Source organism: Micromonospora sp. NPDC048909, from assembly GCF_040649635.1.
Classification (GTDB): Bacteria; Actinomycetota; Actinomycetes; order Mycobacteriales; family Micromonosporaceae; genus Micromonospora.
This window is the reverse complement of sequence record NZ_JBEZFU010000001.1, coordinates 578378-602813: the sequence shown is the minus strand read 5'-3', so window position 1 is coordinate 602813 and position 24436 is coordinate 578378. Positions and strand designations below refer to the sequence as shown.

The 24436-nt window shown below is 73.4% G+C and carries 20 protein-coding genes; 10 read left to right on the top strand and 10 right to left on the bottom strand.

The window, feature by feature from the left end; genetic code table 11:
- Positions 1–113 precede the first annotated feature (113 nt).
- The 3 genes from AB0C04_RS02920 (at position 114) to AB0C04_RS02910 (ending at position 4247) form a co-directional block, all read left to right on the top strand.
- Positions 114–2543, top strand: coding sequence for an immune inhibitor A domain-containing protein (locus AB0C04_RS02920; protein ID WP_357049072.1), 2430 nt, complete (start codon positions 114–116; stop codon positions 2541–2543).
- 127 nt (positions 2544–2670) lie between these two features.
- Positions 2671–3162: a hypothetical protein gene (locus AB0C04_RS02915; RefSeq protein WP_357047310.1), complete on the top strand. Its 492-nt coding sequence runs from the start codon at positions 2671–2673 to the stop codon at positions 3160–3162.
- 152 nt (positions 3163–3314) lie between these two features.
- The gene (locus AB0C04_RS02910) at positions 3315–4247 is read left to right on the top strand and encodes an alpha/beta hydrolase (RefSeq protein ID WP_357047308.1); all 933 of its coding nucleotides are present in this window, start codon (positions 3315–3317) and stop codon (positions 4245–4247) included.
- 33 nt (positions 4248–4280) lie between these two features.
- Here AB0C04_RS02910 and AB0C04_RS02905 read toward each other — a convergent pair whose 3' ends face one another.
- Together AB0C04_RS02905 and AB0C04_RS02900 are read right to left on the bottom strand one after the other, a co-directional pair.
- The gene (locus tag AB0C04_RS02905) at positions 4281–4646 is read right to left on the bottom strand and encodes a hypothetical protein (RefSeq protein WP_357047306.1); all 366 of its coding nucleotides are present in this window, start codon (positions 4644–4646) and stop codon (positions 4281–4283) included.
- Positions 4643–7825, bottom strand: coding sequence for an SseB family protein (locus AB0C04_RS02900; RefSeq protein ID WP_357047304.1), 3183 nt, complete (start codon positions 7823–7825; stop codon positions 4643–4645). Before AB0C04_RS02900 ends, AB0C04_RS02905 begins: the two co-directional genes overlap by 4 nt.
- Before the next feature lie 153 nt (positions 7826–7978).
- Between AB0C04_RS02900 and mycP the strand changes: the two genes are divergently transcribed.
- The gene (gene mycP, locus AB0C04_RS02895; protein WP_357047302.1) at positions 7979–9241 is read left to right on the top strand and encodes a type VII secretion-associated serine protease mycosin; all 1263 of its coding nucleotides are present in this window, start codon (positions 7979–7981) and stop codon (positions 9239–9241) included.
- Positions 9242–9365: 124 nt separating this feature from the next.
- On the opposite strand, the gene AB0C04_RS02890 is transcribed toward mycP, so the two are convergent.
- Positions 9366–9659 (bottom strand): WXG100 family type VII secretion target, encoded by a 294-nt coding sequence (locus AB0C04_RS02890; protein WP_357047300.1) that lies wholly within the window; start codon positions 9657–9659, stop codon positions 9366–9368.
- 32 nt (positions 9660–9691) lie between these two features.
- Positions 9692–10012 carry a WXG100 family type VII secretion target gene (locus tag AB0C04_RS02885; protein WP_357047298.1) on the bottom strand — a complete coding sequence of 107 codons (321 nt, stop codon included), beginning with the start codon at positions 10010–10012 and terminating at the stop codon, positions 9692–9694.
- Positions 10013–10256: 244 nt separating this feature from the next.
- Here AB0C04_RS02885 and eccE point away from each other — a divergent pair, with 244 nt between their 5' ends.
- The 4 genes from eccE (at position 10257) to rarD (ending at position 14203) form a co-directional block, all read left to right on the top strand.
- Positions 10257–12122 (top strand): type VII secretion protein EccE, encoded by a 1866-nt coding sequence (gene eccE, locus AB0C04_RS02880; protein ID WP_357047296.1) that lies wholly within the window; start codon positions 10257–10259, stop codon positions 12120–12122.
- 118 nt (positions 12123–12240) lie between these two features.
- The gene (locus tag AB0C04_RS02875) at positions 12241–12627 is read left to right on the top strand and encodes a phage holin family protein (RefSeq protein WP_357047294.1); all 387 of its coding nucleotides are present in this window, start codon (positions 12241–12243) and stop codon (positions 12625–12627) included.
- Between the two features lie 125 nt (positions 12628–12752).
- Entirely contained in the window at positions 12753–13268 is a 516-nt protein-coding gene (locus tag AB0C04_RS02870) for a GNAT family N-acetyltransferase (protein WP_357047292.1), read from the top strand.
- Positions 13265–14203 carry an EamA family transporter RarD gene (gene rarD / locus AB0C04_RS02865; RefSeq protein WP_357047290.1) on the top strand — a complete coding sequence of 313 codons (939 nt, stop codon included), beginning with the start codon at positions 13265–13267 and terminating at the stop codon, positions 14201–14203. Before AB0C04_RS02870 ends, rarD begins: the two co-directional genes overlap by 4 nt.
- A gap of 11 nt (positions 14204–14214) precedes the next feature.
- Here the strand turns inward: rarD and AB0C04_RS02860 are convergent, their stop codons facing one another.
- Positions 14215–14904 (bottom strand): zf-HC2 domain-containing protein, encoded by a 690-nt coding sequence (locus tag AB0C04_RS02860; RefSeq protein WP_357047288.1) that lies wholly within the window; start codon positions 14902–14904, stop codon positions 14215–14217.
- Positions 14901–15395 carry a sigma-70 family RNA polymerase sigma factor gene (locus AB0C04_RS02855; RefSeq protein ID WP_357049069.1) on the bottom strand — a complete coding sequence of 165 codons (495 nt, stop codon included), beginning with the start codon at positions 15393–15395 and terminating at the stop codon, positions 14901–14903. The genes AB0C04_RS02860 and AB0C04_RS02855 overlap by 4 nt, the downstream gene beginning before the upstream one ends.
- Before the next feature lie 252 nt (positions 15396–15647).
- On the opposite strand from AB0C04_RS02855, the gene AB0C04_RS02850 reads away from it, so the two are divergent.
- Positions 15648–17777 carry a PhoX family phosphatase gene (locus AB0C04_RS02850; protein ID WP_357047286.1) on the top strand — a complete coding sequence of 710 codons (2130 nt, stop codon included), beginning with the start codon at positions 15648–15650 and terminating at the stop codon, positions 17775–17777.
- An 81-nt stretch (positions 17778–17858) separates the two neighbouring features.
- On the opposite strand, the gene AB0C04_RS02845 is transcribed toward AB0C04_RS02850, so the two are convergent.
- The gene (locus AB0C04_RS02845) at positions 17859–18641 is read right to left on the bottom strand and encodes an IclR family transcriptional regulator C-terminal domain-containing protein (RefSeq protein ID WP_350868063.1); all 783 of its coding nucleotides are present in this window, start codon (positions 18639–18641) and stop codon (positions 17859–17861) included.
- A 154-nt stretch (positions 18642–18795) separates the two neighbouring features.
- On the opposite strand from AB0C04_RS02845, the gene AB0C04_RS02840 reads away from it, so the two are divergent.
- On the top strand, positions 18796–19977 hold the full coding sequence (locus tag AB0C04_RS02840; protein WP_357047284.1) for an MFS transporter: 1182 nt from the start codon (positions 18796–18798) through the stop codon (positions 19975–19977).
- A 143-nt stretch (positions 19978–20120) separates the two neighbouring features.
- Here AB0C04_RS02840 and AB0C04_RS02835 read toward each other — a convergent pair whose 3' ends face one another.
- From AB0C04_RS02835 to AB0C04_RS02825, 3 genes are all read right to left on the bottom strand, one after another.
- Complete coding sequence (locus AB0C04_RS02835) at positions 20121–21194, bottom strand: polyprenyl synthetase family protein (protein ID WP_357047282.1); 1074 nt, start codon at positions 21192–21194, stop codon at positions 20121–20123.
- Between the two features lie 151 nt (positions 21195–21345).
- Entirely contained in the window at positions 21346–22899 is a 1554-nt protein-coding gene (nuoN, locus tag AB0C04_RS02830; RefSeq protein WP_357047280.1) for an NADH-quinone oxidoreductase subunit NuoN, read from the bottom strand.
- The gene (locus AB0C04_RS02825) at positions 22896–24431 is read right to left on the bottom strand and encodes an NADH-quinone oxidoreductase subunit M (protein ID WP_357047278.1); all 1536 of its coding nucleotides are present in this window, start codon (positions 24429–24431) and stop codon (positions 22896–22898) included. The genes nuoN and AB0C04_RS02825 overlap by 4 nt, the downstream gene beginning before the upstream one ends.
- Positions 24432–24436 lie beyond the last annotated feature (5 nt).

The window sequence follows — 24436 nt, the reverse complement described above, 5'->3', positions numbered from 1 at the left end:
CCGCCAGTGTCTATGTTCACCATTGGTCCCACCTGTGGGATCGATCTTCACCGGTCCGTACCCCCGTAGGGCCGGTTCCCTCACACCGGAGGTACCACGTGCGCAGAGTCGCAGTGGGTCTGCTCGGGCTCTCACTGACGGCGACAGGCCTCGCTTTCGGCCCGTCCGCCTCGGCGGCGCCCCAGCCCAAACTGCCGGCAGCAGCTCCTTCCGCCGCCGAACCGCAGGCACTCAAGGACGAACTCCCCGACAAGCTCGAGGAGAAGCGTCGCGCGCTCCGTCAGGAGGGCCTCAGCGACGTCCTGACCGGGCGCAGCAAGCCCATGGAGGTCAACGGGAGCACGGTCGTCAAGGTCGGTGAGGTCGGAAAGGCGGCCACCGCGACGAACGCCCGTAATCGCGCCGGCGGCCAGCAGGAGACCCGCCACCAGTACGTCGAGCTCAAGCGCGAACGGACCGACAAGATCTTCGTGATCCTGGCGGAGTTCGGCGACCAGCGGCACCCGTCCTACCCGGACAAGGACATGAACCCGGACATCGCCGGGCCGACCACCTTCGAGGGGCCGCTGCACAACAAGATCCCGCAGCCCAACCGGGCGGTGGACAACTCCACCATCTGGCAGCCGGACTTCAGCCCGGAGCACTTCCGCCAGCTGTACTTCGGCACGAAGCCGGGCGACGAGTCGCTGAAGCAGTACTACGAGGCCCAGTCCTCGGGTCGCTACACCGTCGACGGCATGGTCAGCGACTGGGTCAAGGTGCCGTACAACGAGGCCCGCTACGGTCGCTCCGACGACCCGATCCCGGACCCGGAGCCGGGTCAGCAGCCGGACCCGCAGGACGACCTGGCCGTTTGCCCCGACAACGTCTGCTCGAACACCTGGGCATTGATCCGCGACGCCGTCACCGTCTGGTACAACGACCAGAAGGCCAAGGGCCGCACCGAGGCGCAGATCGCCGAGGACCTGCGGTCGTACGACACGTGGGACCGGTTCGACTACGACGGCGACGCCGACTTCAACGAGCCGGACGGCTACATCGACCACTTCCAGATCGTCCACTCCGGCGGCGACCAGGCCGACGGTGACCCGCACCAGGGCGAGGACGCCATCTGGAGCCACCGCTGGTCGGCGTTCAACAGCTCGCCGGTCGGCCCGCCGAACTTCCCGATCGGCGGCACCCAGATCGGGAACACCGGTCTCTGGATCCGTGACTACACGATCCAGCCGGAGAACGGTGGCCGGAGCGTCTTCTACCACGAGTACGGCCACGACCTCGGCCTGCCGGACGACTACGGCTCGACCGACAACAACAACGAGCACTGGACCCTGATGGCCCAGAGCCGGCTCGGCGCCAAGAACGACGTCGGCATCGGTGACCGCGGTGGTGACCTGGGCGCGTGGAACAAGCTCCAGCTCGGCTGGCTCGACTACGAGGTGGTCGTCGCGGGCCAGAAGCAGACCATCGACCTGGGCCCGCAGGAGTACAACTCGAAGGACGCGCAGGCGGTGGTGGTGGTACTACCCGAGCGGGAGTACACCTTCAACTACGGCTCGCCGTTCGCAGGCGCGAAGCAGTACTTCTCCGGCAACAGAGACGACCTCAACGGCACGATGACGAGGACGTTCGACCTCACCGGCAAGTCGTCCGCGGCACTGTCGCTCAAGGGCAAGTACGCCATCGAAGAGGGGTACGACTACCTCTACTTCGAGGCGTCGACCGACGGTGGGCAGACCTGGACCGACCTGGACGGCACCGTCAACGGCCAGCCGATCGGCGTCGACGGCGCCGACCGGCCAGCTCTCGACGGCAGCAGCAACGGTGCCTGGGCCGACATCAACATCCCGCTGAACTCGCTCGCCGGCAAGGTGGCGCAGGTCCGCCTGCACTACGTCACCGACGGGGGCGTCTCCGAGGGTGGCTTCTTCGGTGACGCGATCACCGTGACCGCCGACGGCCAGACGGTGTTCACCGACGGCGCCGAGACCGACGCGGGCTGGGCGCTGAAAGAGTGGGAAATCGTCGGTGCGACCTACACCGACACGTTCCCCAACTTCTACATCGCGGGCAACCGGTCGTACGTCTCGTACGACAAGTACCTGAAGACCGGCCCGTACTTCTTCGGCTACGCGAACACCCGCCCGGACTGGGTGGACCACTACGCGTACCAGGAGGGTCTGCTCATCTCGTACTGGAACACCCGCTGGGCGGACAACGACACGGGCGCCCACCCGGGCGAGGGCCAGAACTTGTACATCGACGCGCACCCGCGCCCGATCTACAACCTCACCGGTCAGCCGTGGCGGGCCCGGGTCCAGGTGTACGACGCGCCGTTCAGCCTGAAGAAGGCCGACTCGTTCACCCTGCACCTGAACAGCCAGCCGCAGTACATCCGCGGCCAGGACGCGCAGCCGCTCTTCGACGACACCAAGAAGTACTTCTACGAGGAGCTGCCGAACCACGGCGTCAAGCTCCCCGCAGCCGGTGTCAAGGTGAAGGTTCTGGAGCAGGACGGCACCTCGATGAAGATCCGCATTTCCTGATTCGTCAACGGTGACGACGGCGGCGCCCGGGTTCTCCCGGGCGCCGTTGTCGTTTTCCGCCCCGTGGCAAGTTCTGCCGGGCAGTTCGGAACTGGGGCGACGGGCGCGGCGTCGAAGGGGCGTGCTGATGTCTTCCCGGGCTGTCCTCGTCCTCCTGCCGGTGCTGGCGTTGGCCGCCTGCGCCCGGTCCGGGCCCGGCGACGCGGGTACGACCGCCCCACCGGCCACCTCCCCCACCGCGAGTGCGAGCGCCACGCCGACCCCGGAGCAGACCACCGGTCCGACGCCCGGTGCGGCCAGCCCGCCGTCGCCTGCGGCGACCGGCTCGCCGGCACGGCCACCGGTGTCCGCCACCGAGCTGCCCACCCTGCGTCCGCCGGCCGTCAAGCCGAGCCCGCCCACCGACCTGCGGCCCGCCGGCCTGGTCAGCGGGCACATCACCCGCGGTGGCCGGGGCCCGTGCTACGGCCTGGTGGCCGAGGACGGCACCGAGTACGCGCTGCACGGCCCGAACGCCGGTGAGCTGCGCCAAGGCAGCTTCGTCACGCTCCGGCTCACCCCCACTATGGCCCGTATCGCCTGCGGCCCCGGCATCCCGATGAGCATCGTGTCGGACTGACGCCCGGGCCTCCCGCACGGCGTCACCGCGGCCGGCACACCGCCGCCGGCCCGGATCCCGTCGCACCGCGCGGCCGGCATCGCGCGCCGGCCGTTGCGGCCCCTCGCCTGACGGCCCGCACGGGCGCGAGTGCCGGGTCCTAGGCTGGGACCATGACCGACCAGCACGGCGGAGCCGTCGACGAGTCCTGCGTCCTCACCGAGGGGCCCTGGACGCACCGGTTCGTCGGGGCGAACGGCAGCCGGTTCCACGTGGTCGAAGCCGGCGCCGGGCCGATGGTGCTCTTCCTGCACGGCTTCCCGGAGCACTGGTGGGCGTGGCACGAGCTGCTGCCGGCCGTCGCCGACGCCGGCTACCGGGCGGTCGCCGTCGACCTGCGAGGTTACGGCGCGAGCGACAAGCCACCCCGGGGGTACGACGGCTACACGCTCGCCGCCGACATCGCCGGGCTGATCCGTGCCCTCGGCGAGCGCTCGGCCACCCTGGTCGGCTCTGGAGCCGGCGGGATGGTCGCCTGGACGGTCGCCTCGTTCCACCCGGCCCTGGTCCGGCGGCTGGTGGTGCTCGGCGCGCCGCACCCGTTGCGGCTGCGCGCGGCGATCTTCGCCGATCCGCGCGGACAGTTCGCCGCCGCCACGCCGACGTTGAAGTTCCAGCTGCCCCGCTACGAACACGTGCTGACCCGGGACGGCGCGGCGGCCGTCGAGGAGTACCTGCGTCGCTGGGGCGGGCCGGACTGGGTGGCCGGGCCGGACTTCGCGGCGTACGCGCAGCGCTGCCGGGAGGCGATGCGGATCCCGCAGGCGGCGTTCTGCGCGCTGGAGGGTTACCGGTGGGCGTTCCGCTCGGTGCTGCGGCTGCACGGCTACCGCTTCGTCCGGCTGATGCAGAAGCCGCTGATCACGCCGACCCTGCAACTGCACGGCGCCGTCGACCTCGCCTCGCTGCCGCGTACCGCCCAGGGCTCCGGGCGCTATGTCGTCGCCCCGTACGAGTGGCGGCTGCTCGACGGGGTGGGGCACTTCCCGCACGTCGAGGCGCCCGAACTGGTGCTCGGCGAGGTGCTGCGCTGGACGAAGTCCTGACCGGCCCGGCCGAGCCACGCCGCGCGTCGTCCGCTACAACCGCTGCTCACGCAGGTCGGTGACCTCGGCGGCCGGCGCCCAACCCTGGTAGACGCCGAAGTCGAACACCTCCAGACGCATCGCCTGCGCCACCGGCCAGCGGCCACCGGTGTACTCCACCCGCAGCCAGCCGTCGTGTTCGCCGAGCACGACGAACGGTTGCCCCTGCCACGTGCAGGTGGTGCGCACGTACACCAGATCCTCGACCTCGACCGCCGGCAGCACCCGCACGTACCGCCCCGGCCGGACCTCCTCGAAGCCCTCGGCGGGTTCCGGCTGGTAGAGGCGGATGTCGTCGCCGTCCGGGCTGGCCTGGTATTCCCGGCCGCGCCAGCGGGCCACGAAGCCGTCGCGAGTCACGCCGCACCGACCTCCCGCCAGAGCAGGGTGTCGGCGTCCAGGGTCGCGACCACCCGCTCGGTGCCGTCCGCACCGATCCGCCACAGCTGGGCACCGTGCGGCAGCCGGGCACTGTCCACCTTGAACTCCGCCACCACATCGTTGCTCTCGCCGGGGGCAAACCCGTTGCCCCGGAACGGCGCACGCTCGATGACCCAGCCCTCCATCGCCCGCATGGCGGGCTCGTTCTGCCCGCCGTAGGGGATTCGGTAGAGGCTCGGCCGGTGCGCCGGCCAGCGCAGCACGTAGACCTCCTCGGCGTCCCGGGAGAACGGTGATTCGGGGTAGCCGAGGCCGAGCGCGTCGTAGAGCTGGGCCGGGGTGGTCAGGTGGGCGAGCTCGTTGGCCCGGTGCACGAAGCCGGAGACGCGGTCGTAGCCGCGCTCCAGGTAGTAGGCGAGCTGGCTGGCGGCGATCGCCTTCTGCATCAGGATCGGGCGGGACGGGTCGACGGCCTTCGGTGTGTGACGGGGTCGCTGGGCGGGCTCGGCCGCGGCGGGTGCCTCCTCGGCGTACCCGTCGTCGCCCAGGCCGACCTCGGCGGCCCAGTTGGCCAGCCCGACGATCTGTTCACCGGGCAGCTTGGCGCCGACCGGGGTGCCCGGGTTGACCGCGAACGACCAGTTCTCCTCCGGCCAGCGGCGGATCAGCTGGACGAACTTGACCGGTACCGTCGCCACCTCGCCGACGGTGTGCTCCGCCAGCCGTTCCGGGGAGGTGTAGACCACCACGAAGGTCTCCCCGTCCAGCTCCTGAGTGCGCCACACGAAGCCGGGCTCGCCGGGCCGGCTACCCGGGGCCGAGTCCGGCGAGACCGGCAGCAGCACCCGGGCCAGCAGCAGCGTGGAGAGGAAGGTGTCGGTGCTTCCCGCGCCCGTCGCGCCGAGCAGGTCCTCCTCGACCGCGTTCGCCGGCTGGAAGTCGAACGCCGGCTCCTCGACGGGCGGACGGCCGTCCGGCGCCTTGTCCGCGACCGCTCCGCCGACCCCGGCCGTCTCGGCGGGCCTCGGCGTCTCGGCGGGCCTCGGCGTCTCGGCGGGCCTCGGCGTCTCGGCGGGCCTCGGCGTCTCGGCGGGCCTGGGCGTCTCGGCGGCCGGTCGAGCCGGCGGGGCAGCGGGCTCGGTGTGGGCGGGGCCGGGCGCCGCTCGCGGTGTCCACAGGTCGGCCCCGTCCCCGGTCGTCGCGTCGCCCGGGCGAGGGGAGCCGACCGGGACGCCACGCGGGCCCGGGAAACCGAACGGGGCGTCGGTCGACCTCGGGAAACTCGCCGACGCGTCGTCGGGGCGCGGGGTGACCGGGCGCTCGCCGCCCGGGGGTGCGGTGGCGGCCGGGCCGGTGGCACCGGGATCGCCGCCGATGGTGTGGTCGCCGCGGAGGGCGGCCCACCGGTCGGCCTCCACGGCCTCGCCCCGGCGCTCCGTCCCGCCTCCGCCGGCGGCCTCGGTGCCGCCGGCAGCTTCGGTGCCCGGGCCTCCCGCGCGGGTTCCGCCCCACAGGTCGGTGGTGGCATCGCTCGGCGCGTCGGCCGCTGCCGCGCCAGCCCATCGGTCGTCGTCGGCACTGCCGCGCCCGTTCGCGGTGCGGGCCGACCCGGTGCCGGGCCGCGAGCGGTCGCTGTCGCCGGGCAGCGGCGCCCGGACCGGTCCGGGCGCCGGTGGCGCGTCCGGCGGGTCGGACAGCACCCGGGACTCGATGATCGTGCCCTCGATGACGATGGGCGTGAAGCCGCGGCGCGGCGCGGGCGGGCCGGAGACCGGTTCCGCGATGGACGGTGGTAGCTCCTCCGCCGGCTCGGCGCGGCGGTACGACAACGGCTGGGTCAGCTCCCCGTCCCGCTCCCAGGCCGGCGGGCGGCCGGTCGAGGCGGGCTGCCCGGCCGACGGGGTGCGGACGCCGAACGCGCGGGTGGCCTCGTCGGCCGGCGGCGCCGGACGTGGCAGCGGCTGGGTCGTCTCGATGCCGGGCGCGGATCGGGCCGCCCGGGGATCGTCCGCCGGCGGCCTCGGCGTCGGAGTCGGCTCGCGGTTGGGAGCGAAGAAGGCCCGGGTCTGCTCCTCACCCACCGGCGCGTCCAGCGGGCGGCGTCGGGGAAACGGCTGGTCGCTGCGCCCGAACCGGGATGGTGGCGCCGCCCGGTCGCCGGGACGGGCCGGTTCGCGGTACGACGCCGCGCCACGCCCGGACGACGGTTCGAAGAAGGACTGCCGCGACCCGGGCTCGTTCTCCTCGCCCCCGGCGCGGGCGTTCCCGACCGAGGCGACTCGCCCGTTGGCGGTCGACGGTCCGCCGGAATCGGCGGTCCGTCCGGGCCGTGCCGACGACGGCCAGGCCGACCCGGGACCGGTGCGACCCGAGGGCGCGTCGCGCGGGGCGAACCGCGGCGCAACGGGCCGGCCAGCGGGGTGACCGGGCTCCCCGCCACCGGCGCTCGGCTGCGCCCGGTCGGGCTGAGCGCGCCCGACGCCCGGACGGGCTGCGTCGGCTTCCGGCACCGCCTCCGCCGGGCGGCGCGACAGTGCGGCGGCGGTCGGCGCGGCGGCGGTCGGCGCGGGCGGAAACCCGACTGCCCCCGGGGTGCTGCTGCCGGGGACGGGAACGGCGCCCCCCGGGGAGGTCCGGCCGGGCGGGCCGGCGTCCGGTCCGTCGACGGACGGCCCCGCCTGGGCGTCCCGGCCCGGCTGGGCTCCGGCGGCACGAGCCCGCGCCAACGTCTCCGCCCGCTCCAGTCGAGCCCGGGCGCCCAGGGTCCGGCCGGGCAGCCGCACGTCGCCGCGGGACAGCTGGGCGACGAACCACGCCGGGAGGTAGCCCTCGACGGGCAGACCGGGGTTGACCGCCAGCCACCACTCCGGATTGGGCCAGCCGGCGGCGAGTTCGGGGTACGGCACCCGACGGGTGGCGCCGGAGTTCTCTCCGAGGCACGCCCGCAGCGCGCCGGTGGAGGTGAAGGCGAGCACGTGGGTGCGACCACCGGTGGTCCAGGTGCCCCAGCCCGCCGGGGTCTGCCCGACGGCCGGGGTGGAGACCGGCAGGAGAAGCTCGGTCCGGGCCAGGATGCGGAAATAGAGTTCCTGGTCGTTGGCGCGTAGCGCGTCCCGCATCGCCGCCTCGGCCTCCGTGGCCGGCTCCCATTCGGTCACGGCCACCTCTCCTTCCGGGAACAGGCCACAGGCATCGCCTACAACCTACAAGGTAGTAACAAGATCACAATGGCGAGGACGCCGCCGGTCGGCCGGCTCGTCGGCGAGGCGATAACATCCCGTCCCGGAGCCGACACGATACGGAGGCCGTCGATGTCCGGGTCGATGACGCGCCTCGTCCTGGCGATGCTGACGGCCGCACTGCTGACCGGCACGCCCGTCGCCTGGGGCGGGGAGCCGGCCACCGCGTCCGCCCGAGGACCGGCCCCGGCGAGCGCCGGCACGTCGCGGCTGGCACCGGGTTGCCCGACGCCGCTGGCCCCCGTCCGGGCCGTCGCCGCGACACCCTGGCCGCAGCAGCGGTACGCGCCGGAGCGGCTGGCGCCGCTCGCCACCGGTGCGGGAGTGACGGTGGCAGTCGTCGACTCCGGCGTGGACCGGGACCATCCGCAGCTCGCCGATCGGGTACTCGACGGCACGGACCTGCTGGACCGGGGTGCGGACGGCACCCGGGACTGCGCCGGCCACGGCACCGGCGTGGCGAGCATCATCGCGGCGGCGCCCCGCACCGGGGTCGCGTTTCGGGGCCTGGCCCCGGGGGCCCGGATCCTGCCGGTCCGGGTCAGCGAGCAGCAGGTGGTCCAGGGCCGGGAGTCGGGGCGTACGGTCAGCGCCGCCGAGTTCGCGCGGGGCATCCGCTGGGCGGTGGACCACGGCGCCGACGTGCTCAACCTCTCCGTCGTGCTCTACGCGGACAACCCGGCCGTCCGGTCCGCGGTCGACTACGCGCTGGGCCGGGACGTGGTGGTGGTGGCCGCCGCCGGGAACCTGCACGAGGGCGGCGACCCCCGGCCCTATCCGGCCGCCTACGACGGAGTGCTGGGGGTGGGGGCGATCGCCGCCGACGGCACCCGGGCGTCCTTCTCCCAGACGGGCCCGTACGTCGACCTGGTCGCCCCCGGCAGCGACGTGTTGACCGCCGCGCCCGGGCAGGGCCACCAGCGGACCGAGGGCACCAGCTATGCGGCCCCGTTCGTCGCCGCCGCCGCGGCGTTGCTCCGGCAGTACCGCCCCGAACTGACCGCCGCGCAGGTGACCGAACGGATCGTCGCCACCGCCGACCCCGCGCCCGGGGCCGGCTCGGGCGGTGGCTACGGCGCCGGCGTGCTCAACCCGTACCGGGCGGTCACCGAGACGCCCGACGGCGCGACCGGCCGGACCCGCCCCGTCGCCGCCCTGGCCGACGAGCCGGCCGACCCGGCGCGCCTGGCCCAGCGGGCCCGGCGGACGGCGGCCCGGGACCGGGCGCTGACGGTGGCGACGGTCGGTGCGGCGGCGGCGGGTGCGGCCGTGCTGATCGCCCTCGTGCTGCCGCGCGGCAGCCGGCGGCGCTGGCGGCCCGCCGACCCCCGCTGACCCACGGGCGTGATGGGCACGCCGGCCGGGACGACGGTGGCGCCGGCCCGTCCCGGGCCGACGCCACCAACTGATCCGACTCAGCCCCGCACCGGGTCGCCCTGCGGCGTCCCACGCGCCGGGCTCACTGGAACAGACCGACGTTCTTCTTCTCGGTGTCCAGATAGTCGGTCGCGGAGTCGTCCACCGCGAGCTTGATGTCGCGCAGCATGGCCTGCAGATCCTGCGACGCCGAGCGCCACCGCGACTGCCGCTGCTCGTAGGCCTGCTTGGCCTCGCCGTTCCAGCCGGCCACCAACGGCGCGGCGTCGCGCTCCAACTGGCCGAGCTGCGACTCGAGTGCGTTCAGCGCCTTCTGGATGTCCGCGCCGGCCTGTTGCAGCGCGGCGAAGTTGACGACCAGCACACCGTGGTCCACCTGCGATCTCCCTCCCCCTGGATCGGATCGTTCTACAGCGGCAGTTGGATGCCGCCGCGGTTGGTGCCGGCAACCCGGCCGGCGGCCTCGGTGTCCGAGGCGTCGTACTGCTGGCCGGCGGTGCGGATCGCGCCCGCGGTCTCCCGCAGGGCTCGCTGCAACGCCGCCTGATCCTGCGCCCACTGCTGCTTGACCTGCTCGAACGACCGCCCGCCGGCGCCGCGCCAGGCCTGCTGCAACACCTCCAACTCGGTCATCAGGCTGCTCAGCATCGATTGCAGCGACTGGTCCACCTGCTCGAACTTCGCCGCGGTCTGCTGCATCACCGCAGCTTCCGCCTGGGTCTGGGACACTCCGGACCTCACCTCGTCTCGTCGCGCGTGGCTGGCCGTCGGCGTGCCCGCCGGGGAACACGCCGCTCACGCCCGGGGATGATGCGCACGGCGGGCGCGGGGTCAGCGAAACTCGTGGCTGACGGTAGCCGCCTGATAGCACTTCTGCTACCCCGCCCGCTCCCCTGTGGACAACGCGGACCCCGGTCCTTCGCTTACCATGTGCGTCAGCCAGGTAGCGGGCAGTGATCGGGTGGGAGGCGCGGTGACGGCGACGACCACCAGCGGCCCACGCCCGGGAGGCGGGCCGGGTGAGCTGGCCGACCGGCGTGACCCGGCCCCAGCCGGGGGGCCGCCGGTCGCACCCCGGCCCGCATTGCCGCCACAGTGGACCGCCCGCCGACCGGCCGGGGTCCGTGCCGGCCAGATCGTCGCCGCGCAGGTGGCGGTGGCGCTGCCGCTCGCCGCCCTCGGCCGGGGCGCACCCGCGCTGGCGGCGGCGCTGCTGGCGGCCGTCCTGCTGCTCGCGCTGGCCTGGCTACGGCTGCGCGGTCGCTGGCTCTTCGAATGGTCCGGCACCGCGCTCGGCTACCTGACCCGTAGGCGGGTCCTGCCGGCGGAGGCCGGACCGACCGCCCTGCTCGACCTGGTCGATCCGGGTGCCGTGGTCCGCTCGGCGGAGGTGGCCGGCGGTCCGGCCGCGATGCTGGACGACGCCGCCGGCGTGACGGCGCTGCTGGAGATCGGCGACCCGGGTGACCTGCTGGGGGGCGGCCTGCGCATGCTGCCCGCCCCCTCGGCGCTGCTCCCGCCGCCCACCCCGGACGGGCCACCGATCCGGATCCAGCTCGTGCTCTCCGCCGCGCCGGCACCGGTACCGACAGCGGGTGGCACGGTCGGCACGTCGTACCGGCAGCTCACCGACGGGCGACTGGCCGGGCGGGAACGGGTGCTCCTCGCCGTGCGGGTGCTCCGGGTCGACGGGTGGTCGGCGGAGGAGCTGCGGCAGGCGCTCGCCGGCACGCTGCGCCGGATCGTCCGACGGCTCGGGTCCCTCGCCGCCCGTCCACTGGGTACGGCCGCCGCGCTGCGGGCGCTCGACGAGCTGGCCCACCACGACGCCGCGCCGCTGCGGGAGTGCTGGTCGACGGTGCGCACCGGCGAACTGTTCCAGACCACGTTCCGGGTGACCCGGTGGCCGGATCTGCGCGGCGACGGCGGGCGACGGCTGATCACCCGGATGCTGGCGCTGCCGGCGACCGCCACGAGCGTCTCGCTCAGCGCCGGCCCGCATCCGGCCGCCGCGCCGGCTCCGGCCGAGCTGACCGTACGCCTGGCCGCCGGCTCGTCGGGAGAGCTGTCGCTGGCCGCCGAGGCGCTGCGTCAGCTGGTGACCGGCCTCGGCGCGGACGTTCGCCGGCTGGACGGCGAGCAGCTGCCCGGCCTGGCCGGCACGCTGCCACTGGCGCTGGCCAGCCCGTACGCCCAGCCCGTGCCGGCCGTGGACGGGCTGGAACTCGTCGCCGGCGGCGGGGGGCTGATGCTCGGCGCCAACCGGCACGGCACCGCGGTCACCGTCCGGCTGTTCCGGCCCGAGGGCACCCGGGTGCTGCTGGTCGGCGGGGTGCCCGCCGCTCAGCTCGTGGCCCTGCGCGCGATGGCGACCGGCGCCAGGGTGGTGGTGCAGACCGCCCGCCCACGCGTCTGGGAGCCGTTCGTGCGGGGCGTCGGCGCGCCCGGCGGCACGATCCCGCTGCTCCCGCCCGGCCGACCGGTCCCCGGCGCGCCGGGCACACCGCTGTGGCCGCTGCTGGTGCTGGTCGACGTGGGCCCGGTGCCGGCCGATCCGGAGCCGGGCCCGCCGTGGCGGTCCACCCTGGTGGTACGTGACGAGCTGACCCCGGCCGACGTGGACGCGCTGAGCCGGGCCGACCTGGCGGTGCTTCAACCCCTCGATCCGGGCGAGGCCGCGTTGGCCGGCGCCGCGCTCGGGCTCGGCCACTCCGCCGAGTGGCTGACCCGGATCCGGGACGACATGGTCGCGGTGGTCAACCGACGGGCGCTGCGCTGGGCGCTGCTCTCCGCCACTCCGATCGAGTCGCAGCTGATCGGTCGCCCGTCCCGCCGCTGACCGCTGCCGGCCGGGTTCGCGACGCTCCGCGCCCGACCGGCGACCGGCAGCCGATCACCGCAGGTTCGTCGATCTCCACGGGTTCCGCCGGTGACCGGTCCGTGGCACGATCCCCGCCATGGGTTTTCTCAAGGGTCTGCTGATCCGACTGGCCACGACGGCGCTCGCCTTCTGGTTGGCCACCCTGCTCATCCCGGGCATCACGCTGGACACCGACTCCGCCACCAACGCGGTCGTCACCCTGGTCCTCGTCGCGGCCATCTTCGGCGTGGTGAACGCGGTGCTCCAACCGATCATCAAGACCGTCGGCTGCGGCTTCTACCTGCTGACCCTCGGTCTGATCGCACTGGTGGTGAACGGGCTGCTCTTCCTGCTGACCAGCTGGATCGCCGGTGAGGCCGGGCTGCCGTTCCACGTGGACGGGTTCTGGCCGGCCGCCGTGCTGGGTGCGCTCTTCGTCGGCGTCGTGACCTGGGTTCTCGGCGCCATCCTCGACCGCGACTGACCGGCGCGGCGCGGGCCGGAGACGAGCGCCGGGCCGAGGGCGAGTGCGGGCCGGAGCGCGGGCGGTGACCAGAGTCCGGGAATTGGCCGGCGCGGCGCAGGGGGCCCGGGGCTAGCGTCACAGGGGTGTTCTCCCTGACCCGCGGCGACGGCTACCTGCTCAGCACCGACCCGGCCCGGCTCGACCTGGACCGGGTGCACCACTGGCTCAGCACCGAGGCGTACTGGGCGCTGGGGCGGGACCGGGAGACGGTGGCCCGCGCGTTCGCCGGCTCGATTCCGTACGGCGTGTACCGCCCGGGCGACGGCGCGCAGGTGGCGGTGGCCCGGGTGGTCACCGACCGGGCCACCTTCGCCTGGCTCTGCGACGTCTTCGTCGACGCCGGCGAGCGGGGCAACGGGCTGGGCACCTGGCTGGCCGGCGCGATCCGCGACCACCTCGACGGGCTCGGCGTACGGCGGATCCTGCTGGCCACGAACGACGCGCACGGCGTGTACGCGAAGGTCGGCTTCGCCCCGGTGGCTGCCGAGCGCTGGATGGAGCTGGACCGGCGCGACGGGGCGGCGGCGCCAGTGACGCCGGTCACGCCGCCCGTCGGAAAGGAACGAACGGGGCAGTCGCCCCTTACGGTGGAGGCGTGACCCCGACCCGCCTGGGATACCTCTACGGCTTCGGCGCGTACCTGCTCTGGGGCTTCTTCCCGATCTACCTCAAGCTGCTCCGGCCGGCCGGACCGCTGGAGATCCTCGCCCACCGGATCGTCTGGTCGGTGGTCTTCGTCGCGCTGGTGCTCGCCGCGCTGCGCAACGTCGGCTTCTTGCGGGCGTTGGCCCGCCGGCCCCGGGCGCTGGCCGGCATCGGCGTCGCCGCGGCGCTGATCGCGGTGAACTGGGGCACCTACATCTACGGGGTCAACTCCGACCGGGTGGTGGAGACCGCGCTCGGCTACTTCATCAACCCGCTGGTGGTCGTGCTGCTCGGGGTGACGGTGCTGCGCGAGCGGCTGCGCCCCGCGCAGTGGGTGGCGCTGGCCGTCGGCGGCCTGGCCGTGGCCGTGCTCACCGTCGACTACGGTCGGCTGCCCTATCTGGCGCTCACCCTGGCGGTCAGCTTCGGCGGCTACAGCCTGGTGAAGAAGCGGCTCGGGCTGCCCGCCGCCGAGGGGCTCTTCGTCGAGTCCGCGGTGCTGGCGCTCCCCGCGCTGGGCTACCTCGGTTGGCTCGCCGCCTCCGGCGACGCCACCTTCGGGCACACCTCGGCCGGGCACACGGCGCTGCTGGTGCTGGCGGGCGCGGCCACCGCGATCCCGCTGCTGCTCTTCGCCGGCGCGGCGAACCGGTTGCCGCTGACCAACCTCGGCATGCTCCAGTACCTCGCCCCGATCCTCCAGCTCGGCTGCGGCGTGCTGATCTTCCACGAGCCGATGCCGCCGGCCCGGCTGGGCGGCTTCGCGCTGGTCTGGCTCGCCCTGATCATCTTCACCGCGGACGCGCTGCGCCAGGCCCGGCGCACCCGCGCCACCACCACCGCCGCCGCCCGCCGCGCGGCGACCGCCACCGTCCCCGTCGCCCGCTGAGCCCGGCCGGTTCAGCGGACGTCGTAGCTGAGCACCGCGGTGCCGTCGGCGCGGAGCAGCTCCAACCGGACCAGCTCGGCGTCGGTGAACCGGGTGACGCCGCTGAACCGCACGTCGTCGCCGGGCGCGGCCAGCCACGAGCCGATCTGCTCGGTCGCGCCGTCCGGACCGTGCGCCACCAGCCGGAACGTGTACGCCTTGCGGTAGCCGGCGCGCTGGTCGTAGCCGCAGTGCATGGTCACCTCGGTCCCCCAGTCGGTGCCGGTCAGGCCGATCTCGGCGTGCACCGGCACCGTCCCGGCGACCGGCTGCATGGCGACCATCCGCACCTGCTCCGGTGGCGGCACGGTCTTGCGGGGCAGCACGGCGGCCGTGCCGACGCCGACCAGCAGGGCCAGCGCGGCCGCGACGAGCGTGGTCAGCGCGTACCGGCGGCGGACGGTCGAACGCTCGCCACGGCGGCGCTGCCGGGCCTCGTCGAGCAGCGTCGGCAGCGAGGGACCCGACGGGGGCGGCAGGAACTGCTCCAACCCGGCCGGGTCGAGCCGGCCGAGCAGCCCGGGCAGCACCGCGATCTCGGCGACCGCCTCGCGGCACTCGGCGCAGCCGGCGAGGTGCCGCTCGTACGCGGCCCGCTCGGCGGGGGCGAGCGCACCCAGCACGTACGCGCCGTCGTCGTGCGCGAACTCGCAGCGGGTCATCCGGTCACCCCCATCTCCGCCAGGACCAACCGTAGTGAGCGCAGCGCGTAGTGCGTCCGCGACTTGACCGTGCCCGGCGGCACCCCCAGGCGGGACGCCGCCTCGGCCACCGAGCGCCCCTGGTAGAAGCACTCGACGAGCACCTCACGATGGGTCGGGCTGAGCCGGTTCAGCGCCTCGGCGACGGTCCACGCCTCCACCGCGCGCTCGGCCTCGTCCACCACCTCCGGCGGCTCCGGCAGCTCGTCGGTGTAGATCTCGCCGACCCGGGTGGACCGCCGTCGCCAGGCGTCGATGGCCAGGTTGCGGGCGGTGGTGAAGAGCCAGGCGCGGACGGAGCCGCGGCTCGGGTCGAGCGACTCGGGGTGTCGCCAGGCGCGCAGCAGGGTCTCCTGCACCAGGTCCTCGGCCCGCTGCCGGTCGCCGTTGACCAGCCGCAGGGCGTGCGCGTACAGCGCCTCGGCATGCTCGTCGTGCAGGGCGCGGAGCAGTTGGGCGTCGTGGTCGCTGATGGCGGGTCTCCTCGCTCTCGGCGCGAGTCCGACGGGGGCGTACGCCCGGGAATACGTGCGGTCACGCCGATCGGTTCAGCACGAGGTCAACGGGCGTTCGCCGGCGATCTGTTCACGTCTGGTTCACATCGACGCCGACGATCGCTCACCACGCCCTCCTAGCGTCCGGCAGGTACGCACGCCGGCGGGACGTCCAGCGTGCCACCGACCCCCATCAGGAGGCTCCTCCCCATGAGCGACCGTCCCCGGCTGCTCCCGCTGTTGGGCGCCACCCGCCACGGCAGCCGTGACAACATGACCTGCCTCTACCGCTGCGGCAACGCCTGCGACCACCCGGTACCGAACACCTCCGACAACGCCTACTTCGGCGACGTGGTGAGCACCGAGGTCACCCGGCGCGGTGTGGTCCGGGCCGGCGCGGTCGGCGCGCTGGTGCTCGGCTTCGGTGGTGCGGCGGCCGGCGCGCTGGCCGGCGCGGCTCCCGCCTCGGCCGCTCCCGGCGAGACGGCGGTGGTGCCCGAGACCTTCGGCTTCGGCCGCCCGCCGCAGGGCATCGGCAACGGCGCGCTGACGTTCAACCCGATCCCGCCGAACAAGCTGGACACCCTGGTGGTGCCGAACGGCTACGACCACGCCGTCGTCATCAAGTGGGGCGACGAGGTCGTGCCCGGCGCGCCGGAGTTCAACGTGCACCGGCAGACCGCCGCGGCGCAGGCCAAGCAGTTCGGCTACAACAACGACTTCGTCGGCGTGCTGCCGCTGGACAAGCAGGGCAAGCGGGCGCTGCTCGTGGTCAACCACGAGTACACCAACGAGGACCTGATGTTCCCGGCCTTCCCCGGCCTGGACAACCTCTCGGTCGAGCAGCTGCGGATCGCGATGGCCGCGCACGGCATGTCCGTGGTGGAGCTGGAGCGGGTCGACGGCACCGGCCAGTGGCGGCCGGTCGCGAAGGGTCGCCGGCCGTACAACCGGCGGGTCACCGCGCTGGCCACCAAGTTCGACCTGACCGGCCCGGCGGCCGGCTCGGCCTGGTTGAAGACCGCCGCCGACCCGAAGGGCCGGACGGTCGTCGGCACGCTGAACAACTGCGCCGGTGGCGTGACCCCGTGGGGCACGGTGCTCTCCGGCGAGGAGAACTTCAACCAGTACTTCGTGGGCGCGGACGCCGTACCGGCGGAGCTGAAGCCGAAGCTGGAGCGCTACGGCATCACGACCACCGCCCGCTACCCGAGCGGCAGCCGCAAGTGGGAGCGCGCCGACGAGCGCTTCGACCTGGCCAAGCACCCGAACGAGGCGCACCGGTTCGGGTGGGTCGTCGAGATCGACCCGTTCGACCCCGAGGCCCGCCCGCGCAAGCACACCGCGCTGGGCCGGTTCAAGCACGAGGGCGCGAACGTCATCATCGCCAAGGACGGCCATGTGGTCGCGTACATGGGCGACGACGAGCGGTTCGACTACCTGTACAAGTTCGTCTCGGACAAGAAGTTCATGAAGGGCGACTCCTGGGCCGCCCGCAAGCACAACCTGACCCTGCTGGAGTCCGGCACCCTGTACGTCGCTCAGCTGGAGCAGACCAGCGCCGGCGAGATCGACGGCTCCGGCAAGCTCCCCTCGGACGGCGCCTTCAACGGTCGGGGTCGCTGGATCAAGCTGGTCAGCGGCAACCGCTCGTACGTGGACGGGATGACCGCGGCGGACGTGCTCACCTTCACCCGGCTCGCCGGTGACAAGGTCGGCGCGACCAAGATGGACCGGCCGGAGGACGTCGAGCCGAGCCTGCTCACCGGCAAGGTGTACGTGGCGCTGACCAACAACACCAACCGGGGTGTCGGCAGCAACCCGAAGGCGGACGAGGCGAACCCGCGCAACGCCAACAAGCACGGGCAGGTGCTGGAGCTGGAGGAGAACCGCGGCGACAACACCGCCGAGTCGTTCACCTGGTCGCTGCCGATCGTCTGCGGCGACCCGACCGACGCGTCGACCTACTTCGCCGGGTACGACAAGACCAAGGTCTCCCCGATCTCCTGCCCGGACAACGTGGCCTTCGACGCCACCGGCAACCTCTGGATCTCCACCGACGGCAACGCGCTGGGCAGCAACGACGGCCTGTTCGCGACCGCCCTGGAGGGTCCGGAGCGGGGTCACCTGAAGCAGTTCCTGACCGTGCCGCTCGGCGCGGAGACCTGCGGCCCGTTCATCACCGGCGACAACCGCTCGGTCTTCGTGGCGGTGCAGCACCCGGGTGAGATCACCGGCGCCTCGGTGGAGTCACCGAAGTCCACCTGGCCGGACGGCGACTACGCCAAGCCGGGTGTCGTGGTCACCTGGCGTCTCGACGGCGGCCCGGTGGGTAGCTGACGTTCCTCCGGCGGTCCGGCGCTGGACCGCCACCGCGGGGCCCTCTCCCAGCCCGGGGGAGGGCCTCGCGGCGTTCCCGGCTCACTGCTCGGCGGCGATGCCGTCGGCGACCGACCGGGCCACGGTGAGCAGCTTCGCCCGCACCACCCGGGCGGAGGTCATCATCTCGCTGGCCGGCAGCGCGCAGGCGAGCACGAGCCGGCGTTCCATGTCCTTGTCCGGGCTGACCAGCACCGCGGCGCAGGCCACGCCCTGGCGGAACTGCCCGAGTTCCAGCTGCATGCCCCGCCGGTCACCGGCGGCCAGGTCCGCCTCGAAGGTCTCCGAGCTGGTGAGCGTCGCCGTGGTGAACGGGCGCATGCCGTACTCGCGCAGGTAGCGGAAGCGCTGCTCGGCGGTGAGCGTGGCGAGCAGGGCCTTGCCGAGCGCGGTGGCGTGCGCGCCCTCGTCGAAGCCGGGGACCAGTTCCTCCAGGTAGGGCGAGCGTGGCCCCTCGGCGACCGCGGTCAGCGCCACCTGGCCGCCCACGAAGCGGCCCAGGTAGTGGCTGTAGCCGGTGTCGGCGGCGGCCCGGCGCAGGGTCTCCCCGACCGCCGGCGGCCCGCGAAACGCGGTCACCAGCTCCCGGTAGCGGTCGGCGACCTCCAGCCCCACGATGTACGTGCCGTCCTCGCGGCGGATCACGTAGCCCTCGTAGGCCAGGGTGCGGACCAGGTGGTAGGTGGTGGCGACGGTCAGCTCGCACCGCCGGGCGATCTGCTTGACGGTCAGCCCCTTCGGGGCACGACCGACCGACTCGAGCACTCGTAGCGCGCGGGAGACGCTGCGGATCAGGTCCGAAGGTTCCGCCAGGGGGTCGCGCACAACCACCTCCGCCGCCGGGGACTTACACCATATGAAATACAGGCCCGGTGCGAAACGACTGTTCGGGTCGAGGATGCCAGATCGTCATCAACGGCTCGTGCAGCCACGGACACGTTCCGTGCTGTCGAGGCGACCGGCGTAGGTTTGCCGGACCATGACCGACACCGCCGTCACCCCCGCCCCGGACACCGTTTCCACCCGGCCCCTGCGGGCCAGCGTCAGCGCCATCGTGGTCACCATCGCCTGCGTCCTGCCGGTCTTCCTGGTCGGTGGCCTCGCCGTGCAGCTCGGTGACGACCTCGGCTTCTCCCCCGCCGGGCTCGGCCTCGCCGTGTCGGTCTACTTCGGGGTGGGCGCGTTGGCCTCGGTTCCCTCCGGCGTCCTCGCCGAGCGCTACGGGCCGGCGGTGGTGGCCCGCGCCGGCATCCTGCTCTCCGCCGGCGTCCTGCTGGCCGTGGCGGCGCTGGCCCGGTCGTACCCGGTGCTGCTGGGGCTGCTGGCGCTCGGCGGTATCGCGAACGCCCTCGGCCAGTTGGCGAGCAACGCCGCGCTGGCCCGGCACGTCCCGCCGCAGCGGCAGGGGCTCTCGTTCGGGGTCAAGCAGGCGGCGATCCCGGTCTCCACCCTGCTGGCCGGGGCGGCGGTGCCGACCATCGCGCTCACCGCCGGTTGGCGCTGGGCGTTCGTCGCCGCGGCCGGCACCGCGCTGGCCGCCCTGCTCGTCGTACCCCGGCGGGAGGCCGGGCGGGCCCGGCGGGCGACCGGCGCGCGGGCCGGCCGTGGCACGGGCGCCCTGGTGGTCATCGGGGTGGCCGCGACCCTGGCGGCGGCCGCCGCCAACGCGCTGGGCACCTTCGTGGTGGACTCCTCGGTCGGGCGCGGGCTCGCGCCCGGGCTAGCCGGCCTCACCCTGACCCTGGGCAGCGCGGTCTGCGTCGCGGCCCGGGTCGGCGCGGGCTGGCTGGCCGACCGGCGGTCGGGCGGGCACGTGGCGCTCATCGCCGGCATGCTGGTGGTCGGCGCGGCGGGGCTCGGGCTGCTCGCGGTGGCCGGCCCGGTGCCGCTGGTGGCCGGCGTCGTGCTCGGCTTCGGCCTCGGCTGGGCCTGGCCGGGGCTGATGAACTTCGCCGTGGTCCGGCTGCACCCGCAGGCCCCGGCCGCCGCCACCTCGATCACCCAGACCGGGGTGTACGCGGGCGGCTGCCTCGGTCCGCTGGGCCTGGGCTCGCTCGCCGCCCACTCCGGCTACCCCGCCATGTGGAGCACCGCCGCCGGCTCGATGCTGCTGGCCGCCGCCCTGATGCTCACCGGCAGCCGCCTCCTGACCCGCCCCTGACCCACGCCCACCCCGTCCGCTGCGTCCCGCCCCTCCCGTTCATCAAGAGGTTCGCGTCACCGCGGAGATCGTTCCCGACGCAGTTCTCTTGATCACCGCGCGTTGGCGGGAGGGCCCGGGGCTGGGCGGGGATGGGGTGGGGGTTAGCTGGTGCGGTCGGCGACGAAGTCGCAGAGGGACTCGAGGGCGCGGCGGGCCGGGTTGTGGGGCAGCGGGGCGAGTCGGGCGCGGGCGTCCTCGGCGTAGCTGCGCACCGTTTCGCGGGCCCGCTTGAGCGCCGGGCTCTCCCGAAGCAGGCCGAGCGCCTCGGCGTGCAGGGCGTCGTCGGTCACCGCGCCGGCGGCGAGGATCTCCCGCAGCCGGACGGACGCGGCGTCGGAGTCGTCTGCCGCCTGGGCGTAGAGCACCGGCAGCGTCGGTACGCCCTCCCGCAGGTCGGTGCCGGGGGTCTTACCCGACTGGACCGACTCCGAGGCGATGTCGAGCAGGTCGTCGGAGAGCTGGAAGGCGACGCCGATGGTCTCGCCGTATCCGGCCAGCGCCTCGGTGTGCTCCGGCGACGCGCCGCCGAACATCCCGCCGAACCGGGCGGAGGTGGCGATCAGCGAGCCGGTCTTGCCGGCGATCACCTGGAGGTAGTGCGCCACCGGGTCGTCGCCGGGGCGCGGCCCGACGGTCTCGGCGATCTGGCCGTGCACCAGCCGGGCGAAGGTGCGCGCCTGCAGCTGCACCGCCTCGGTGCCGAGGTCGGCCGCGAGGTCCGCGGCGCGGGCGAAGAGGTAGTCACCGACCAGGATGGCGACCGAGTTGGTCCAGCGCGAGTTGGCGCTCGGCGCCCCCCGGCGCACGGCCGCCTCGTCCATCACGTCGTCGTGGTAGAGCGTCGCCAGGTGGGTGAGCTCCATCACCACCGCGGCCTGCACGATCCGCGTCTCGGTCGGATCGCCGAACTGGGCGCCGAGCGCCACCAGCAACGGCCGGAACCGCTTGCCGCCGGCCTCGACCAGGTGCCGGGCCGCCTCGGTCACGAACGGATCGGCGCTGGCCACACTGGCCCGCAGTTCGACCTCGACGGCGTCGAGCAGCGCCAGCACGGACGCCTCGAGCTGGGGATCGGCGAGATAGAGGCCGAGCGCGCCGAACTGACCCGTGCCCTGCCGGCTCCGACGACCGCCGGAGCCGGTGGCACCTGTACGCTCGCCAGCCGGATTCACCACGCCTCAACCATGCCACACCCGTTCGACCAGCCCCGGACGGGGGATGCGTGCTGCGCCGGGGCGCACTGTGCACGCACCGCTCGGTGCACTGGATACGGACGGGGGGCCGGTACGCCATGGCGTACCGGCCCCCGTCGGGCGTGCGCGTTGCCTATCGGACGAACTCGGCGGCCCCGGTGGCCAGGTCGAGCAGCGGGGCCGGAGCGACACCGAGGACCAGGGTGGCCACCACCCCGATCATCAGCGCGGCCGAGGTGAGCCCGCCGGGCACGGTGACCGTCGGGGTGGACTCGCCCGGCTCGGAGAGCCACATCATCACCACGACCCGCAGGTACGGGAAGGCCAGCACCATGCTGGTCAGCACGCCGGCGATCACCAGCCATCCCTGCCCGTCCGCGAGCGCGGGCCCGAAGACCGCGAACTTGCTGGTAAAGCCGCTGGTCAGTGGGATACCGGCGAAGGCGAGCAGGATGAAGGTGAAAAGCCCGGCGTAGAACGGCGAGCGCCGCCCCAGGCCCGCCCAGCGGGACAGGTGGGTGGCTTCCCCGTCGGCGTCGCGGACGAGGGTCACCACGGCGAACGCGGCGAGCACCGAGAAGCCGTACGCGACCAGGTAGAACATCGTGCCGGAGAGGCCGTCCTTCGAGGGCGCCAGCACCCCGACCAGCAGGTAGCCGGCGTTGGCGATCGAGGAGTACGCCAGCAGCCGCTTGATGTCGGTCTGGGTCACCGCCAGCACCGCGCCGACCAGCATGGTCAGCACCGCCACCGCCCCGAGCACCGGGGTGAAGTCCCAGCTGGCGCCGGCGAAGGCGACGTGGAAGACCCGCAGCAGCGCACCGAACGCGGCGACCTTGGTGCAGGCCGCCATGAAGCCGGTGATCGGCGTCGGGGCGCCCTGGTAGACGTCCGGCGTCCAGACGTGGAAGGGCGCGGCGGCCGCCTTGAACAGCAGGCCGATGGCGAGCAGCGCCATGCCGGCGAAGAGCAGCACGGGGCTGGCCGGCGAACCGCCGACCGCCGCGTTGATGGTGGCGAAGTCGACCCCGGCGGACCGGCCCGGGGTGCCGGCGGTGAAGCCGTAGATCAGGGCCACGCCGAACAGGAAGAACGCCGAGGCGTACGCGCCGAGCAGGAAGTACTTCATCGCCGCCTCCTGGCTCAGCAGCCGCCGGCGACGGGCCAGCGCACAGAGCAGGTAGAGCGGGAGCGAGAAGACCTCGAGCGCGATGAACATGGTCAGCAGGTCGTTGGCCGCCACGAAGATCAGCATGCCGCCGATCGCGAAGGTGGTCAGCGGGTAGACCTCGGTGGCGCCGTTCTTCCCCTCGGCCTGCCGCTGGTCCTCGGCCGACTCGGCGGTCACCGCCGCCTGGGCGACGAAGGCCCCGCCCCGCTCCACCGTGCGCTCACCGATCAGCAGCAGCGCCATCGCGGCGAGCACCAGGATCGCGCCCTGGAGGAAGAGCGTCGGCCCGTCGATAGCGATGGCCTGGCCGGCGGTGATCAGCCGGTCGTCGGCGTTGAGCACCACCATGGTCAGCGCGGCGAGCACCGCGAGCAGCGCCAGGGTCAGCTGCACCACGTGCCGCAGACGCCGCGGCACGAACGCCTCGACCAGCACGCCGAAGAGCGCGGCCGCCAGCATGATCAACGTCGGCGCGAGCGCCGCGTAGTCGATCGACGGCAGTTTCAACTCGGTCACTTTGCCGCCTCCTGGACGGTGCCGCCCACCGACGGGGCGGGGTCGGTCCTGCCGATGTCGTCCATGGTCGCCTGGACGGCGGGGTTGATCACGTCGGTGACCGGCTTCGGGTAGAAGCCGAGCAGCACGATCAGCGCGATCAGGGGTGCGACGACGACCTTCTCGCGCAGGTTGAGGTCACGACGCATCCCGTCGACCTCGGTGAGCGCCGGGTTGAGCGTCCCCTGGGTGGTGCGCTGCACCATCCACAGCACGTACGCCGCGGCCAGGATGATGCCGAGCGTGGCGATCACCGCGACCGGCTTGTTCACCGTGAAGGTGCCGATCAGCACCAGGAACTCGGAGATGAACGGCGCGGTGCCGGGTAGCGCCAGCGAGGCCAGACCGGCGAAGAAGAGCACGCCGGCCAGCACCGGGACCAGCTTGCCGGCGCCGCCGAAGTCGCTGATCAGGGAGGAGCCGCGGCGCGCGATCAGCATGCCCACCACCAGGAAGAGCAGGCCGGTGGCGAGACCGTGGTTGACCATGTAGAACACGGCGCCGGTGCCGGCCTGGGTGGTGAAGGCGAAGATGCCCACCCCGATGAACCCGAAGTGCGCGATCGAGGTGTACGACACCAGCCGCTTCAGGTCGTTCTGGCCGACCGCCAGCAGTGCGGCGTAGATGATGCCGATCAGGCCGAGCGCCAGCGCCCACGGCGCGAACCACTTCGCCGCGTCGGGAAAGAGCGGCAGGCAGTAACGCAGGATGCCGAAGGTGCCGACCTTGTCGAGGACGCCGACCAGCAGCGCCGCCGCGCCGGCCGGGGCCGCGCCACCGGCGTCCGGCAGCCAGGTGTGGAACGGGAAGAACGGCGCCTTGATCGCGAACGCGAGGAAGAAGCCGAGGAAGAGCCAGCGCTCCGTGCCCGTGGAGATGTCCACCTGGGACAGCGCCTGCCAGTCGAAGGTCTTTCCGCCGACCACCCAGAGGCCGATCACCGCGGCCAGCATGAAGAGGCCGCCGACCAGCGAGTAGAGGAAGAACTTGACCGCCGCGTACTGCCGCTGGTGGCCGCCGTAGCTGCCGATCAGGAAGTACATCGGCACCAGCATGACCTCGAAGAACACGTAGAACAGGAAGACGTCGGCGGCGGCGAAGACGCCGATCATCGTGCACTCGAGGACGAGCAGCAGCGCGAAGTAGACCGGCACCGAGCGCTTCGACGACTCGGCGTCGTGCCAGGACGCCAGGATCACCAGCGGCACCAGCACCGCGATCAGCATCAGCATCACCAGCGCGATGCCGTCCGCCGCGAAGGTGAAGCTGACCCCCCAGTTCGGGATCCACGGGTACGACTCGCGGAACTGGAAGCGGTCACCGCCGGCCTTGAAGGTGAACCACATGACCACCGAGAGCACCAGCACCAGCAGCGACCAGACGAACGCCACCTGCTTGGCCAGCTCCGGCCGGTGGCGTGGCAGGAGGGCCACCACCAGGGCGCCCACCAGCGGCGCCACGGTCAGCACCGAGAGGAACGGGAAGTTGGACATTATGC

Bases quoted from the DNA above. Each gene is read 5' to 3' on its own strand.
- AB0C04_RS02915 (WP_357047310.1), top strand. From the start codon at position 2,671: ATGTCTTCCCGGGCTGTCCTCGTCCTCCTGCCGGTGCTGGCGTTGGCC.
- AB0C04_RS02910 (WP_357047308.1), top strand. From the start codon at position 3,315: ATGACCGACCAGCACGGCGGAGCCGTCGACGAGTCCTGCGTCCTCACC.
- mycP (WP_357047302.1), top strand. From the start codon at position 7,979: ATGTCCGGGTCGATGACGCGCCTCGTCCTGGCGATGCTGACGGCCGCA.
- AB0C04_RS02875 (WP_357047294.1), top strand. From the start codon at position 12,241: ATGGGTTTTCTCAAGGGTCTGCTGATCCGACTGGCCACGACGGCGCTC.
- AB0C04_RS02860 (WP_357047288.1), bottom strand. From the start codon at position 14,904: ATGACCCGCTGCGAGTTCGCGCACGACGACGGCGCGTACGTGCTGGGT.
- AB0C04_RS02850 (WP_357047286.1), top strand. From the start codon at position 15,648: ATGAGCGACCGTCCCCGGCTGCTCCCGCTGTTGGGCGCCACCCGCCAC.
- AB0C04_RS02840 (WP_357047284.1), top strand. From the start codon at position 18,796: ATGACCGACACCGCCGTCACCCCCGCCCCGGACACCGTTTCCACCCGG.
- AB0C04_RS02825 (WP_357047278.1), bottom strand. From the start codon at position 24,431: ATGTCCAACTTCCCGTTCCTCTCGGTGCTGACCGTGGCGCCGCTGGTG.